This is a genomic window from Agrobacterium tumefaciens (genome assembly GCA_025559845.1).
GTDB lineage: Bacteria > Pseudomonadota > Alphaproteobacteria > Rhizobiales > Rhizobiaceae > Agrobacterium.
This window is the reverse complement of sequence record CP048470.1, coordinates 2,061,474-2,077,456: the sequence shown is the minus strand read 5'-3', so window position 1 is coordinate 2,077,456 and position 15,983 is coordinate 2,061,474. Positions and strand designations below refer to the sequence as shown.

General features: G+C 56.2%; 13 protein-coding genes. 3 read left to right on the top strand and 10 right to left on the bottom strand.

Going from position 1 to position 15,983, the window contains the following annotated elements:
* Positions 1-2: 2 nt before the first annotated feature.
* The 10 genes from FY156_25895 to FY156_25850 all read right to left on the bottom strand — a co-directional run bounded on the left by FY156_25895 (position 3) and on the right by FY156_25850 (position 12,304).
* Positions 3-782, bottom strand: coding sequence for a MetQ/NlpA family ABC transporter substrate-binding protein (locus FY156_25895; protein ID UXS04875.1), 780 nt, complete (start codon positions 780-782; stop codon positions 3-5).
* 44 nt (positions 783-826) lie between these two features.
* On the bottom strand, positions 827-1,495 hold the full coding sequence (locus FY156_25890) for an ABC transporter permease (GenBank protein ID UXS04874.1): 669 nt from the start codon (positions 1,493-1,495) through the stop codon (positions 827-829).
* Positions 1,485-2,525, bottom strand: coding sequence for a methionine ABC transporter ATP-binding protein (locus tag FY156_25885; protein UXS05254.1), 1,041 nt, complete (start codon positions 2,523-2,525; stop codon positions 1,485-1,487). The genes FY156_25890 and FY156_25885 overlap by 11 nt, the downstream gene beginning before the upstream one ends.
* A 412-nt stretch (positions 2,526-2,937) precedes the next feature.
* Positions 2,938-3,567 carry an NAD(P)H-dependent oxidoreductase gene (locus tag FY156_25880; GenBank protein ID UXS04873.1) on the bottom strand — a complete coding sequence of 210 codons (630 nt, stop codon included), beginning with the start codon at positions 3,565-3,567 and terminating at the stop codon, positions 2,938-2,940.
* Between the two features lie 159 nt (positions 3,568-3,726).
* Complete coding sequence (locus FY156_25875) at positions 3,727-5,100, bottom strand: beta-glucosidase (protein ID UXS04872.1); 1,374 nt, start codon at positions 5,098-5,100, stop codon at positions 3,727-3,729.
* A 234-nt stretch (positions 5,101-5,334) separates the two neighbouring features.
* On the bottom strand, positions 5,335-6,645 hold the full coding sequence (gene xylA, locus FY156_25870; protein ID UXS04871.1) for a xylose isomerase: 1,311 nt from the start codon (positions 6,643-6,645) through the stop codon (positions 5,335-5,337).
* 141 nt (positions 6,646-6,786) lie between these two features.
* On the bottom strand, positions 6,787-8,235 hold the full coding sequence (xylB, locus tag FY156_25865; GenBank protein UXS04870.1) for a xylulokinase: 1,449 nt from the start codon (positions 8,233-8,235) through the stop codon (positions 6,787-6,789).
* Positions 8,236-8,273: 38 nt separating this feature from the next.
* Positions 8,274-9,296 (bottom strand): LacI family DNA-binding transcriptional regulator, encoded by a 1,023-nt coding sequence (locus FY156_25860; GenBank protein UXS04869.1) that lies wholly within the window; start codon positions 9,294-9,296, stop codon positions 8,274-8,276.
* Positions 9,297-9,445: 149 nt separating this feature from the next.
* Complete coding sequence (locus FY156_25855; protein ID UXS04868.1) at positions 9,446-11,029, bottom strand: DHA2 family efflux MFS transporter permease subunit; 1,584 nt, start codon at positions 11,027-11,029, stop codon at positions 9,446-9,448.
* 21 nt (positions 11,030-11,050) lie between these two features.
* On the bottom strand, positions 11,051-12,304 hold the full coding sequence (locus FY156_25850) for an HlyD family secretion protein (GenBank protein ID UXS04867.1): 1,254 nt from the start codon (positions 12,302-12,304) through the stop codon (positions 11,051-11,053).
* 106 nt (positions 12,305-12,410) lie between these two features.
* Here FY156_25850 and FY156_25845 point away from each other — a divergent pair, with 106 nt between their 5' ends.
* The 3 genes from FY156_25845 (at position 12,411) to FY156_25835 (ending at position 15,947) form a co-directional block, all read left to right on the top strand.
* Entirely contained in the window at positions 12,411-13,076 is a 666-nt protein-coding gene (locus FY156_25845) for a TetR/AcrR family transcriptional regulator (protein ID UXS05253.1), read from the top strand.
* Positions 13,077-13,239: 163 nt separating this feature from the next.
* Positions 13,240-13,998 carry a TerC family protein gene (locus FY156_25840; GenBank protein ID UXS04866.1) on the top strand — a complete coding sequence of 253 codons (759 nt, stop codon included), beginning with the start codon at positions 13,240-13,242 and terminating at the stop codon, positions 13,996-13,998.
* Between the two features lie 176 nt (positions 13,999-14,174).
* Positions 14,175-15,947 carry an SLC13 family permease gene (locus FY156_25835; GenBank protein ID UXS04865.1) on the top strand — a complete coding sequence of 591 codons (1,773 nt, stop codon included), beginning with the start codon at positions 14,175-14,177 and terminating at the stop codon, positions 15,945-15,947.
* Positions 15,948-15,983: the final 36 nt, after the last annotated feature.

Below are 15,983 nucleotides of genomic sequence, written 5' to 3'. Positions count from 1 at the left end.
TATTACCAGGACGGAATGACCGTACCGTTGTACTTTTCAAGGATGAAAGCCTTCACTTCCGGGCTCTGGTAAGATTCAACCAGGGTCTTTACCCATGGTGCATCCTTGTCCTTGGCGTTGATTGCGATGATGTTCGCATAAGGCGACTTTTCGCTCTCGATCGCGATCGAGTCCTTCTTCGGGTTGAGGCCTGCTGCCGTGGCATAGTTCGTGTTGATCACCGAGGCATCCGTATCATCCAGCGAACGGGGAAGCTGTGCGGCGTCCAGTTCGATGATCTGGATGTTCTTCGGGTTCTCGGTGATGTCGGCAGGGGTCACCTTCAGACCGACGTCTGGGTTGACCTTGAGCACGCCCTTGGAGGCCAGAACCAGAAGTGCACGACCGCCATTGGTTGGGTCGTTCGGAATACCGATCGTTGCACCGTCCTTGAGTTCATCAAGGCTCTTCACCTTCTTCGAATACACGCCCATTGGTGTGGTGATCGTGGTACCGACGCTGATGAGATCGAACTTGCGATCAGCGATCTGGTTGTCGAGATAAGGCTGGTGCTGGAAAGAGTTCGCCTGAAGCTCTCCATCGGCCAAGGCCTGGTTGGGAACCACGTAGTCGGAGAACTCGATGATATCGAGATCCAGACCCTTCTTTGCAGCGATCGTCTTCACCTGCTCCATGATCTGGGCATGTTCAGCCGGTGTCACACCGATCTTGATGGTTTCAGCAAGCGCGGAGCCCGCCGAAAACAAGGCTGCGAGCGAAGCCGCGATAATGAGTTTTTTCATTGGGTGTCTCCTTGGGTTTTGTCGTTATAAGTTAATGAATGAAATCAGGATTTCCGGTTGCGTTTATCGAAGCTGCGGGCAAGTGCGTCGCCGGCGCTCTGGACAAGCTGCACGAGCACGATCAGGACCAGAACGACCACCAGCATCACGTCCGGCATAAAACGCTGATAGCCATAGCGAATGCCGAGGTCGCCGAGCCCACCGCCACCGACCGCACCGACCATGGCGGAATAACCGATCAGGCTAACAAGCGTCAGGGTCAGCGCCAAGGTGATGCCGGGCTTTGCCTCCGCAAGCAAAACCTTCATTACAATCTGCAATGGGGTCGCACCCATGGCACGGGCAGCTTCAATAAGCCCTTTGTCAACTTCGCGAATGGCCGCTTCGACAAGACGCGCGATGAATGGCACGGTTGCAACCGTCAACGGCACGATTGCCGCATTGGTACCGATGGACGTACCGGCCACGAGCCGGGTGAATGGAATAATCGCAACCACGAGAATGATGAAGGGGGTGGAACGGGCCGCGTTGACGATCAGGCCGAGAATGCGGTTTGACATCGGCGCAGCAAAAAGTTCGCCCTTGCCACTGGTGGCAAGGAAGACACCGAGCGGAACACCGAGGATCGAGCCGACGATGCCTGCGACGGCAACCATGTGCAGCGTCTGCAGAAGCCCCTTGGACAGAAGGTTGAAAAGCATTTCAGGCGACATAACCGAGCACCTCCGTGTGAAGTCCGGTTTCTGCATAAAAGGCGCTGGCGCGTGCAGCCACTTCAGGTGAGGCTGGATAAGACACAACGAGCGACCCGAAGGGTTCTCCGGAAATCTCCTCTATCGTTCCAGCGAGAATATTGACGTCGGGGCCGATTTCGCTGACGAGACGGGCGGTCAGCGGCTGAAACGCCGTTTCCCCAAAAAACACCAGACGCACCAGCACCCGGTCTCCAGCCGCCGGTTGCGGCTTCAGTCCTGACGTGACCCAGTGCGGCAGTTTCACGCCAACCGAAGACGACAACAGGCTACGCGTCGTCTCGTGCTTCGGTGCGGTGAAGATATCGAAAGTGCGACCCTGCTCGACAATCAAACCCTTGTCGATAACAGCGACTTGAGAGGCAATGGTCTTAACCACTTCCATCTCATGGGTAATAAGAAGAACAGTCAGGCCAAGTTCGGCATTGATGCGCTTCAGCAGCTCCAGGATGGATTGAGTTGTTTCCGGGTCGAGAGCGGAGGTAGCCTCGTCGGAGAGCAACAGTTTCGGCGATGTGGCAAGCGCGCGCGCGATACCGACACGCTGCTTCTGACCGCCGGACAATTCCGCAGGGTAACGCTTTGCCTTATCGGACAGACCGACGAGTTCGAGCAGCGGCGTAACCTTGGCCTCAATTTCCTTTTTGCCAACACCGGCGATTTCCAATGGCAGCGCCACATTGTCGAAAGCGGTGCGCGAAGAAAGCAGGTTAAAGTGTTGAAAAATCATACCTACCGATCGCCGAAGCGTGCGCAGACCAGCTTCATCCAGTGCGGATACATCTACACCGTCTACAACCACACGTCCGGTAGAGGGCTTTTCGAGCCCATTGGCCAAGCGGATCAGCGTGGACTTGCCAGCACCCGAACGGCCGATAATGCCGGTGATCGAGCCTTTCGGAACGACGTAGTCAATTCCCGCAAGCGCGGCAAATCCGGTTTTTCCGCCGGTGGCGCCAAAGGTTTTTGTTACACCTTCGAAAACGACCATCTGGTCCAACACCGCCTGCTCCGGGGGCGCGGGAATGGCCGCGTGAACTGCAAAACTCATTGAAAACTCTCGGTGTGAAAACTCTTGACGGATCGGGTCTTAAAAAATCCTGTCGCGGACGGTACCGCGTTCTTCATGCGACTTCGGCGCACATTCGATTACAGAGGATTTTCCGGGTCATTGCGTCAGGCTTTCACTTGTCGATACCGCAGAGCGGCACTTGGATGACGCATGTTTGCCCGCATGCGTCATCTTTTTACAGGGATGATTTTTCGTTTATTCCACATGGACGAAAAAATCTACCGCAAAGCTCCAAGACCGTGCGAACGAGGTATCCTTGGAGAGGCTTGAGGCACCTTCAACGTTTCCGAGGGAGTTGTAGTGCCCGTGTTTGCTGGAAGCGTTGTCTTGGTTACACGCGGCTGACAAATTGATCGAGCGGACGACGAACCTTCTTGAGATCAACGAGCCAGTCACCGTCCGGTTGACGATAACCAAGCGGCAAAATCGTCACGGAACGCAGTCCCTTCTCGCGAAGGCCGAGAATCTTGTCGAGTTCGGCAGGATCAAAACCTTCCATCGGGGTTGAATCGACCCCTTCGAAAGCCGCCTGAGCAACGGCCATGCCGAAGGCAATGTAAGCCTGGCGGGCGGCATGTTCAAAATTCACTTCCGCGTCGCGGTCCGGATAGGCAGCAAGCAGTTTCTGGCGATAGGCTTCCCATCCCTCGTTCCTGAAACCGCGCTCTTCGTTGACCAGATCGAACATATGGTTGATGCGGTCGGTCGTATAATTGTCCCAGGCTGCGAAAACGAGAAGATGCGAACCGTCCGTGACCTGCGCCTGGTTCCAGGCAATCGCCTGAATATTTGCGCGCACGTCCGGGTCTGTGACAACGATGACTTCGAAGGGCTGGAGGCCGCTTGAGGTTGGTGCAAGGCGTGCTGCCTCAATGATACGCTCCACCTTGTCTTCCGAAACGGCCTTGGAGGGGTCCATCTTCTTGGTGGCGTAACGCCAGTTGAGTTTTTCGATAAGCATGTCCGTATATTCCCTTGGGAGGATCAACCCTCGCCCGGCGGTACGAAGGCGCCACGTTTGGTCGTGGCCGGACTGAGATAGGGCAAAGACGCGTCCGCACAAGCAGGCACCAAAAGGTTACCGTCAAAAAAAATCAGCAAGACTGATAATTTTGTCTACTTATGATTTCCGATGATTGCCTTTGGGAAACTCAGACGCCAGCGCACTGTACCATTTGCCACTTTTCTTGAGTGTGCGGACCTGCGTATCGTAATCGACGTGAACGAGGCCGAACCGCATACGATACCCTTCAGCCCATTCGAAATTATCCATCAAACTCCAGGCAAAATAGCCACGCATGGGGTAACCGCCCTTGATAAGGTCGGACACGACAGAAAGGTGATCTGCATAATAGTCGAGACGTGGCTGGTCATTCACCTCCCCGTCTTCAACGCCCATATTGTAACACGCGCCGTTTTCGGTGATGTAGCAATCGGGCAATTCATACCGCGCGTAAAGCTCCTCCACCAGCGAGGCAAGTGCTGGCGAATAGACCTCCCAGCCAATGTCCGTTTTGACATCGCTGATAAAGGGAGCTGCTTTGGTTGCAGGAAACTCGGCATCAACAGACGCATCGTCCGCAACTCGCATAGGGGTATAATAATTGAGACCCCACCAGTCCAGTTTCTGCGAGATGATCGAGAGGTCGTCCGCCTCGACGATCGGCATGCGATCTCCAAGTGCCTCCATCATTTCCTTGGGGTATTCGCCCTTGAAGACAGGATCGAAGAATGCACCATTATGGAACTGGAAAGCACGCTCGGCAGCGTTGTGGTCGGCCTGACTGTCCGACGCGGGGATAACGGAATGGGCGTTCAGCACCAGACCGACAGGAACCTTAGGCGCGACATGGCGTGAAGCCTCGACACCAAGACCATGAGCCAGATTGATATGGTGCATGGCGGCGAGTGCTGCTTGCATGTTGCGCTCGCCCGGTGCGTGAATGCCATAAAGGTGACTGAGCCATACCGCGCACCAGGGTTCATTGAAGGTGGCAACCGCATCCAGACGGTCGCCCAAGCGAGCCATCACTGTTTTGGCGTAACGGTGAAATGCATGGGCCGTTGAGCGCGCCGTCCAGCCACCGTCACCCATCAACGTCAACGGCAAATCCCAGTGGTAGAGCGTTGCGTAGGTCTTGATACCGCGCGCCTTGCATCCGTCGACCAACCGGTCGTAAAAATCCAGGCCTTTTTCATTGATCGGGCCAAAGCCATCTGGAATGATCCGTGGCCACGCAATCGAAAACCTGTAGGCTTCAACACCCATCGCCTTGATAAGATCGAGGTCATCTTCCAGCCGGTTGTAGTGGTCGCAGGCGACGTCTCCGTTATCGCGGTTATAGACGCGGCCCGGCATGTTACAAAAAGCATCCCAGATTGACGGCTTTCGACCATCGACCTTCGTGGCGCCTTCAATCTGGAAGGATGCGGTCGCAACACCGAACAGGAAGTCACCGGGGAAGCGTGCTGCAAGCACCTTGGGATCGGTCATAGGACAAGCCCTCTCTGTCATGCCTAAAGGAAGGTTGATGGAGGTTTAGACGATGTTGGGAAGCAGGTACAGCCAACAGCAACGCAATTCTGCAACGTTTCAGAAATTTGCCTCATCAAATATCCAAAGCGCTTGCAGGTGTTATCGAACAATGGGTCGGCGGTTCGTGATGGCGAAACGAAAAAGAGGCGGGAAATCCTCCCGCCTCTCAAATCGTTCGATAGGACTAGCAGATCAAACGTAACGATTGACGACGTTTTCGAGATACTCCTGACGACCGGACTTCGGTTCAGGATTGATGTTTTCGCGCTCGACCTTGGCAGCAATATCTTCAAGCTTCAATTCGCCGCGCAGCATCTTTTGTGCTTCAGGCTGATCCCACTTGGCGTAACGCTCGGAAAGCGGTTTCGACAGGGCGCCATCTTCCACCATCTTTGCCGCAGCCTTCAGGCCCCGTGCGCAGCAATCCATGCCGCCGATGTGGCCGATCAACAGATCCGCTGGATCAAGAGATTGACGGCGCAACTTCGAATCGAAGTTTGTACCACCCGTGGTGAAGCCACCTGCCTGCAGAACCTGATAGTAGGCAAGCGCCATTTCCGGCACATTGTTCGGGAACTGGTCGGTGTCCCAGCCGGACTGGTAGTCGTTACGGTTCATGTCGATGGAACCGAAGATGCCGAGTGCCGAGGCCAATGCCAACTCATGCTCGAATGTGTGCCCGGCAAGGATCGCATGGCCCTGTTCGATGTTCATCTTGACCTCGTTTTCAAGGCCATACTTCTTCAGGAAGCCATAGACGGTGGCGACGTCGTAATCGTACTGGTGCTTGGTCGGCTCCTGTGGCTTCGGCTCCACGAGGATCGTACCCTTGAAACCAATCTTGTATTTGTACTCGACGACCATGTGCAGCATGCGCGCCATCTGGTCGAACTCACGTTTCAGGTCGGTATTGAGAAGCGTCTCATAACCTTCACGTCCGCCCCAGAGAACGTAGTTTTCACCACCAAGCTTCATGGTCGCATCCATGCAGGTCTTGATGGTCGCAGCCGAATAGGCAAACACATCCGGGTCAGGGTTGGTCGAGGCACCCGACATAAAGCGCCGGTTGGAAAACAGGTTTGCTGTACCCCACAGGAGCTTAACTCCGGTTTCTTCCTGCTTTTTCTGAAGATAATCAACGATTTCGTTGAGGTTCTTCGTGCTCTCGGCAAAGTTCTTTCCTTCCGGGCGCGCATCGGCGTCGTGGAAGCAATAATAGGGCGCGCCGAGCAGGCTGAACATTTCGAAAGCCACATCGGCTTTCAGCTTTGCCTTCGCCATATCGTCCCCGAACCAAGGCCGGTCGAAGGTACGTCCGCCGAAAGGATCGCTACCCTCCCAGGCAAACGAATGCCAATAGGCGACGGCAAAGCGCAGATGGTCCTCCATGCGCTTGCCACCAACAATCTCATCGGGATTGTAGTGACGGAAAGCCAACGGATTGGTGCTGTCCGGGCCCTCGTATTTGATCTTGCTGATGTCGCCGAAAAAACCTGTACTCACGAATGATCCTCCTTGGGTTTATTCGCCCTCGCCGGATGGGGAGGGACGGGCAAAAGGCCCGAATGGGGTAAAAGGGGTGAGATATTGGGTTCACCCCGGCCGCACAGTTGGAGACCTGCCCTCAAGCAGGAGGTCCGCAACTCAGAGCGATTTGATGGCAGGATAGAGCGCACGGTAACGCGCGTAGGCTTCCTCATAAGCGCCCGCGAGTGCCGCTACAGGCTCAATCGTGCTGTCGGTCTTTGGCTGGGTGCAGACAGAAACGGGATCGGCACCTGTTGCAGCAATCAGGCCGAGACGCGCGGCGCCAAAGGCGGCACCGAAGTCACCTTCGGCCGGAATATCAACCGGCACGCCGAGCGATGTGGCAATAGACGCAAGCCAGTAGGCCGAGCGGGACCCGCCGCCAATGGCGGTCACGCGAGAAATCGACGTACCTGCCGATTTCAACGCTTCGAGGTTGTCGCGGATTGCGAAGGTGACGCCCTCGAGGACCGCTTGCGTCAGCGCCTTGCGGTCGCTTTCGTGCGCAAGACCGATGAAGGAACCACGGATTGCAGCATCATTGTGTGGCGTGCGCTCACCCGAAAGATAGGGGGCAAACGTAACACCTGACGGGGCTAGGAGCTCATCACCCAGTTCGGCCGTCAGTGCAGCGGCGGACTGACCGGTCAGGCGCGAATACCAGTTGAGGGCGTCAGTCGCGGAGAGAATAACGCCCATCTGATGCCATGTGTTCGGCAACGCGTGGCAGAAGGCATGCACGGCGCTTTCAGGCTTCGGAAGATAAGATGCGTTTGCTGCGAAGAGAACGCCGGACGTTCCGAGCGACACAAAAGCATGGCCTTCTTCAACGGTTCCCATGCCGCAGGCAGAAGCCGCATTGTCACCGGCCCCGCCGGCAACTACGACTTTGCCCGAAATTCCCCATTCAGCGGCGAGGTCAGCACGAAGGACACCCGCCTCATCGGTCCCCTCTACCAGCGAAGGCATCTGCTTTTCATCGAGACCAGTCGCAGCCAACAGCTCCGGCGACCATTTGCGTGCGCCGGTATCGAGCCAGGAGGTGCCAGCGGAATCCGACATTTCCGAAATGTATTCGCCCGTCAGCCAAAGCCTCAAATAATCCTTAGGCAACAGAACCTTGGCGACTTTAGCGAAGATTTCAGGTTCGTTGTTCGCAACCCAGACAAGCTTTGGAGCGGTAAAACCCGGAAACACGATGTTGCCGGTGATTTTCCGAAAGCGCGGGTCAGTGTCAAGCTTGGCAGCCTCTGCAAAGGACCGAGTGTCGTTCCAGAGAATGCATGGACGCAGAACCTTGCCCGCGTCATCGACCAGCGTCGCACCGTGCATCTGTCCTGAAAGGCCGATGCCTTTGACGGCTGCGAGCTCTTTCGGAAACTTGGCCTTGAGCCCGGCGACGGCTGTTTCGGACGCCTTGATCCAGGCAGCAGGGTCTTGCTCCGACCAGCCGTGGTGTGGGCGCGAAACATCGAGCGATCCATTTGCAGAACCGATGATCTTCTGATCGCCGTCAATCAGCAGGGCTTTAACGCCAGAGGTTCCAAGGTCGAGACCGAGATACATGTATTTCTCCATTTTCCGCCGCACGGCGGCTTAAAAATTCAGGGCAGATTGTCCCTGAGAAAGATGTCTATGCGGATGCGCTCCTGGGCTGCAATCACCTGCTGACCATCGGCGCGCGCTTTCAACACACGAATAGCGCTACGCACCTCATGCCCGGCATCCTGATTGAGAACCGCGTCGATAACGCCTTCCCTCAGCGCATTGGCCGTGTTTTCCGTCAGCTCGTGGGCGATGACGGACACTGAGCGGTCTCCGACATTCGCTTTGAGAGCACGGATAAGCCCGCGGTTACCCGCGCCGAGGCTGTAAATGCCAGAAAGCGACGTATTCTGAAGCGCTTCACCGACCAGAGTTGCGACGGTTTGGGGATTGTCGCGCCCCTCCAAAACGGGCAACAGGCGTATCTCTGGAAATTCAGCCTCGATTACGGCGCGAAATCCCTGCAGGCGTTCACGATGGTCACGCACGAGCATCGAACCGGCGACGACAGCAACCTCCCCGCCCCTGCCAGACAAAAAACGTCCGAGCAGACTGGCAGCAGTGCGTCCGGCCGCGACGTTGTCGACGCCGGCGTAATGATCGCGGTGCGCTCCAGAAATGTCCGACACCAGTGTCACAGTCGCGATACCGCTTTCAGACAGACGTTCCGTCGCCTCGGCAACATCGTGCGAGTCAATCGCGACGAAAGCGACGCCTGACGGCCTTTCCTGCCGCGCCACGTCGAGTGCCTGCGTCAACGCGGCCGCATCGAACGGTGGCACCTCGATGACACGAATCGCGGTGCGCTCTATGTGCGACCGGGATGCGGCAGCGCGAACCTCGGCGCGAAGCGTTGCCATGAACGAGTTGTCGTTGCCGGGAACAACGAAGACCAGCGAATAGCTGCGCCCCTTGGCCAGATTTGCAGCCGCCATATCGCGCACGTAACCAAGGTCGGAAATCGCTGCTTCGACCTTGGCGCGGGTCGCTGCATGAACACCTTTACGAACGTTCAGCACACGATCAACGGTGGCCAAACTGACGCCCGCCTTTGCAGCAATGTCGTGGACAGTTGGCTTCATGGCTCCTCCAGGAGCTCTGCATATCTGCCTTTGCCATCACAGTAAATCGAAAAATGATGTACGTACCTCAAACCCCGCAAATAAAAATGGGCCGTCATTTGCGACGGCCCAGCTCTGCGGTGGATTGGGAGGGGCTTCTTCTTGTTTATTCAGTGTGCTGCATCGGGTGGTGGCGCAGCCTTTGGTTTCTGGATCAGGACGGTCAGCAGGATCAGGCTGATGAAGAGGCCGGTCAGCAGCAGGAAGATATCGGAGAAAGCCAATATCCAGGCCTGCTGGGATACCATGCCGACCAACTTCTTGATTGCGACGGAGGCACCGTCCAACCCGTAGGAATCATAGTTTGCACCGACGCTGTTCAACCATTCCAGCGCTTCCGGATTGGCATAGGTCACATGTTCCGAAAGCCGGACGTAATGATCGTCCGTGCGCTGGGAAAGAAGCGTGTTAATGACCGCAAGACCGACAGCGCCACCAAGGTTTCGAGTGAGGTTGAAGAGACCAGACGCGTTCTTGATTCGCGCGGGCGGCAGGGTTCCAAGCGCGATGTTGTTGATCGGCACCATGCACATCATCAGACCGAAACCACGCAGGATCTGCGGGATCAGCAGCTCATAGAAATCCCAGTCGGTCGTGACATGCGTCATGATCCATGTGCCGGCACTGAAGCTGATAAAACCGATCGCCATCATCACTCTCGGGTCGAGCTTGGTCGAGACCTTGCCGGCAATCGGCGCGGTGAAGAACATCGCAAGACCAGAGACGAACATCGTCTCGCCAATCATCAATGCGTCATAGCCACGCACACGCCCAAGATAGAGCGGATAGAGATAGGTCAATCCATAAAGACCGATACCCATGACGAAGGAGAACAACGACCCGATCGAGAAATTCCGATCGGAGAAGGCTCGTATGTCGACAACGGGAAACTCCACCTTGAAGGCGCGCCAGAAGAACACGACAGCGCCAACAACCATCGCAATGGTGCCGAGGACGATGTGCTCGTCATTGAACCAGTCTTTGTTGTTGCCTTCTTCAAGAACGTATTCCAGCGAACCGAGAAAGACGGCCATGGACAAGAGACCCCACCAGTCGAACTTCTTCCAGAGCGAACTTTCGGGCTTGTCGAAGTCTATGAAGCTCCACGTCAGGATCGTGACGATAATGCCAGGGATGATGTTGACGAGGAACAGCCAATGCCACGAAAAAGCGTTGGAAAGATAACCGCCTACGGTCGGACCAATGGTGGGCGCTAGCGTGGCAACAAGGCCGATGATCGGCGACACGACGGAGCGCTTGGACGGCGGAAAGATCGTGAACGCCGCAGCAAAGACGGACGGAATCATGCCGCCGCCAATGAACCCCTGGATCGCGCGATAGACGATCATCTGGTCAATGTTCGTCGCAGTCGCACAAAGCGCACTGGAGATCGTAAAGCCGGCTGCGCAGGTGGCAAACAGAACGCGCGTCGAAAGAATGCGCGCCAATGTTCCCGAAAGCGGAATCATGATGACTTCCGCGATCAGGTACGAGGTCTGAACCCATGCAATCTCATCAGATCCTGCACCGAGACCGGCCTGAATTTCCGCAAGCGAGGCGGAAACGATCTGAATGTCGAGGATCGACATGAACATGCCGAAGACCATCGCAAAAAAAGCGATCAGCCTGCGCTTGTCCATAGGCGGGTCGGCGGGGACCGTCGCCCCACCTGTTCCAACAACCGTAGCCGCCATGGCCTTGTCCTTGCTTCTCGGTTACTTCGCTTCAGCAGTCTGGGTGTGTTCGGGTGCTGTGCGCGTGTCGACATCAACAACCACGCTCAGGCCGGCACGCAGATTATGCTTGGCGAGATCCTCTTTCGAAAAGACGATCCGAACCGGCACGCGCTGAATGACCTTGGTAAAGTTGCCGGTGGCGTTTTCAGGCGGCAACATCGAGAAGATCGAGCCAGAAGCCGGCGAGATCGACTGCACGGTTCCTTCGATCGTTGCATCGTCAAACGCATCGACGTGGACACGAACCTTCGAACCGGGTGCAACGCGCGCTAGCTGCGTTTCCTTGAAGTTCGCATCGATGTAGAGTTCGTTCATCGGCACGAGGGACGCCAGGCGTTTACCAACAGACACGAGGTCGCCAGTCTGGACAGCCAGATTGCCGATAACGCCATCATATGGTGCCTTCAGTACCGTGAACGACAGGTCACGCGCTGCCTTGTCACGCGAAAGCTGCAAAGACCGGATCGTGCTTTCGGCTTCAGTGCGCTGGGCGCGAAGCAATTCGACATTTGCTCTGGCCGAGGTAATAGCTGCGTCACCGGCAACCGCGTTGGCCTTAGCCTGGTCGAGTGCAACCTGTGCATTGTCGGCAGATGCGACAGTGCCTACATCCTTGGCCTGCAACTCGCTGGCGCGCTTCTGGTTGATTTCTGCACCGCGCAATGCGGCATCCAGAGAACCCTTCTGGGCAATCGACTGCTGCAACGATGACTGAGCACCAACGATCTGCGCATCGATGCGGTTCAGAGACAGTTCCTCTGTGCGGATCTGCGCTTCGGCTTGATCAAGAGCAATACGATAGTCGCCATCGTCCAGGGTTACGAGCGGATCACCCGCCTTGACCTCCTGGTTGGCGACAACGTTGACCTTGGCAACATAACCGGAAACCTTCGGCGCGATGACAGCAATGTCTCCGCGAATATAGGCATCATCGGTTGAGACCATGAAGCGGCCGTCCGTCCACCAGTCGTAACCGTACCATCCAGCTCCGGCGAGGACCGCGAGCGCGATAACAGGCAATACCTTGGACCGCTTCTTCTGCTTGGGAGCCGGAGACTGGGATGCAGGCGCTTCCGCGGACTTTGCCGGGGCGGCTTCGGCCTTGGCGACGGCATCCGCCTCTTGCGTATCGTTGACCGCGCGAACAGCGCTATTCTTCTGGGCCGACATTTGCTTGTACCGTGATAGATTGAAGAAAGAATTTCGAACTGAACCGTTCGGTTCGATTGACATAATCGCTTCTTTAACACATATCAAGTCCTATCGAACCGTTTGGTTCGACGTTCGGTTAATTTTTTTGGTTCCAGTTTCAAAGACGATGGCAGGTGAAAAAGAGACGATGGCGATAGATACCGACGCTGGCTGTCCCGGAAATTCCGTTGGGCGCTTTGCAGCAGGAGAAGACCCGGCAAAGCGCGAGCAGATACTGGCGGGCGCCTGGCGGGTATTCAAACTGAAGGGCTTCGATGCCGCCAGCATGAACGATATCACCCGGGAAGCAGGGGTTTCCAAGGGGACGATCTACGTTTACTTCTCCAATAAAGAAGACCTCTTCGTCGCCCTGGTCGACCAGCATCGGCAGGAATTCGCAGCTTCGATGCGCAACATTCTGGCTGGAACCGAGGAAGTTCGCGACGGGCTGAAACAGTTCGGCCTCGCCTTCGCCAACAAGATGATATGCTCTGACATGATACCAGCCATGCGCTCGGTGCTTGGCGTCGTTGATCGTATGCCGAAGCTGGCGCAGCGTTTTTTCATCGCCGCACCCAACAATGTCCGCACAGTGCTTCAGGACTTCATCGAACATCACGTTGCCCTAGGCCACTTAAAGATCGATGACCTGGAGCTTGCGGCAAGGCAATTCATAGAGCTCTCCACCGGCACCTTTTTCAAGATGCGACTGTTCGGTGAGCTGGAAGGGCCTGTCCCTGACGAGGAACTGAATCGGGTCATCGACAGCGCCATAAAGGTCTTTATGGCCGCTTATGGAACTGATCGGGCCTGACCTCATTCAGCAACGGCGCGAATGCCGATACGCGGCTTACGCGAAATTTCGATGAAATCTTGAAGACCAAGGCCGTTCCTGCCTTGTTTCTCGCGTATTACGCTATAAATCTCCGTAACCGAATGGTTCGGCTGGCCTCGTTGCTGAAAGGAAAGTTTCCCTGATGGAGTCCGTCCTCCCTCTTTTGTCCGACCCCGCCGCCTGGGTGGCGCTCGTCACACTGATTGTCATGGAAGTCGTGCTCGGCATCGACAACCTGATCTTCATCTCGATCCTCACCAACAAGCTTCCACCCGAACAACGTGAAAAAGCCCGCCGCATCGGCATCGGGCTTGCGCTTGTAATGCGGCTTGGACTGCTTGGGACTGTCGCATGGATCGTACAGCTCACGACCCCCGTCTTCGAAATCTTCGGTCATGCGTTCTCCTGGAAGGACATGATCCTTATCGGCGGCGGCCTTTTCCTGATGTGGAAGGCGACGAAGGAAATTCACCACAATGTCGATCCTGAAGATCATAAGGAAGACATGGTGGGTGGAGCGGTAACGATGAATTTCGGCTCGGCTATCGGCCAGATCCTGCTACTCGACCTGGTTTTCTCGGTCGACAGTATCATCACCGCCGTTGGGATGACCCCTCACCTGCCGATCATGATTATCGCCGTGGTCGTGGCCGTCGTTGTCATGCTCCTTGCTGCAACGCCGCTCGCCAACTTCATTGAGCGCAACCCGACGATCGTCATGCTGGCCTTGGCCTTCCTCATGATGATCGGCATGACGCTGATCGCCGAGGGCATGGGCTTCCATGTTCCAAAGGGCTACGTCTACGCGGCAATGGCGTTCTCGGCACTGGTCGAGCTCCTGAACATGCTCGCGCGCAATGCGCGTCGCAGAAAAAAAGCCGACGCAACCGATACGCACTGATCCTGGAGCGAATTTTCATTCCTCTCCTCCTTTTAAGGCCCGCCGCCCGGCGGGCCTTTTTCATTCCATGGGACACTTTTTTCGCGGAACTCCGACAAGTCGCCTTGCGTTCTCAGGCTGCCCCACCGACAAGAGTGACCAAACCGCACTCGCCCATCTGAAAGCCGACAGACAGCATGACAACAGACCAGATCCTCGCCTTTGCCGTGATCGCCGCCATGATGCTGGCTTTTATCTGGGACAAGGTGAGATATGACGTCGTCGCCTGCAGCGCGCTTCTTGTGGCCGTGGCACTGGGGGTCGTGCCCTTCGAAAAGGCGTTCTCCGGTTTTTCCGATGACATTGTCATTATCGTTGCGAGCGCATTGATCGTCAGTTCGGCGGTGGCACGCTCCGGTATCGTCGACATGACGATCAAAAAGTATTTTCCGGAAATGCACTCAAAAGGCCTGCAGCTTGCATTTCTGATGATCCTTGTCGCGGTGATGTCGGCCTTCATCAAGAACATCGGTGCGCTTGCCATCATGATGCCGGTTGCCTTCCAATTTGCCCGCAAGTCTGGAAGTCCCGTTTCATATTACCTGATGCCAATGGCCTTCGCCGCGCTACTGGGTGGATTGATGACGCAGATCGGCACGTCTCCCAACATTGTGGTGTCACGACTGCGCGAAGAGATGACCGGTCAAAGCTTCTCGATGTTCGACTTTACGCCAGTCGGAGCGGGGTTGACGGTCATTGGCATCATTTTCCTCACGTTCGGATACCGCCTTCTACCGGTGCGAGCGCGCCAGCAGACATCGGTGGAAGACATACTGGACCAGTCTGCCTACACAGCAGAAGCGACCTTGCCTGCCGACAGCGCGTATTCTGATTCAGCGCTGCGGGAACTTCTCAAAAAGGGCGACGGCGACGTCATAGCGAGTACCATTCTGCGTGGTTCAAGACGAATTTCCCCTTTCCCTGACGTCAAGTTGAAAGCCGGTGACACTGTTCTTCTTGAAGGTAGCCCGGAAGGATTGGACCGCATTGTTTCCCAGGCGAAGCTTCAGCTTTCCGGCAAGCCGCTGACCGAAAACGGCCAGAAAACCGCCGACCTCATTTCCATGGAAGCAGTCATCAGCAATGAATCGCTGATGAGCGGCATATCTGCGCGCGAACTCGCGCTTTCCTACACGCGTGGCGTCAACTTGATTGCTGTTTCACGTCGCGGCCAGCGTGTTAGCCAGCGACTGAGCGAACTGACGCTTCAGGCAGGAGACGTCATCCTTCTTCAGGGCAGTCGCAAGAATCTGCCGCAAGTTCTGCAGGAATTTTCTCTCCTGCCCCTTGCACAACGGGAAATCCTGCTTGGCACACAACGCCGTGCGTTGATCCCCGTGATAGTGCTGGCGGCAGCGATGCTTGCGGCCGGCAGCGGATTGCTACCCGTTGCGGTCGCTTTTTTTGCGGCAGCATTCCTGATGATCGTCGTCGGAGCGATCCCGCTGAGCGACGTCTACAAATCGATAGACGGGCCAATTCTCGTCATGTTGGCAGCCCTTATTCCCGTCAGTGATTCATTGCGCACCAGCGGCGCAAGTGATCTCATTGCCGAATGGCTGGGTCATGCTGCGCAGGGTATGCCTCCATTCGTGGCGCTCGGCATGATCCTCCTGACGGCAATGGCCGTCACGCCGTTCCTCAACAATGCCGCGACCGTCCTTGTCATGGCCCCGATTGCCGCAGGCTTCGCTACGACGCTCGGATTTCGCCCCGAGGCTTTCCTGATGGCGGTGGCAATCGGCGCAGGATGTGATTTCCTGACCCCGATTGGCCACCAGTGCAATACGCTGGTCATGGGGCCCGGCGGATACCGCTTTAGCGACTATCCGCGCCTTGGGCTTCCGTTGTCGATCATGATCGTCATCGTTAGCATTCCCATGCTACTCTACGTTTGGCCCGTTTCCTGACCGCGGGAAATATCCTTATTTCCTTGACGCCTGCAG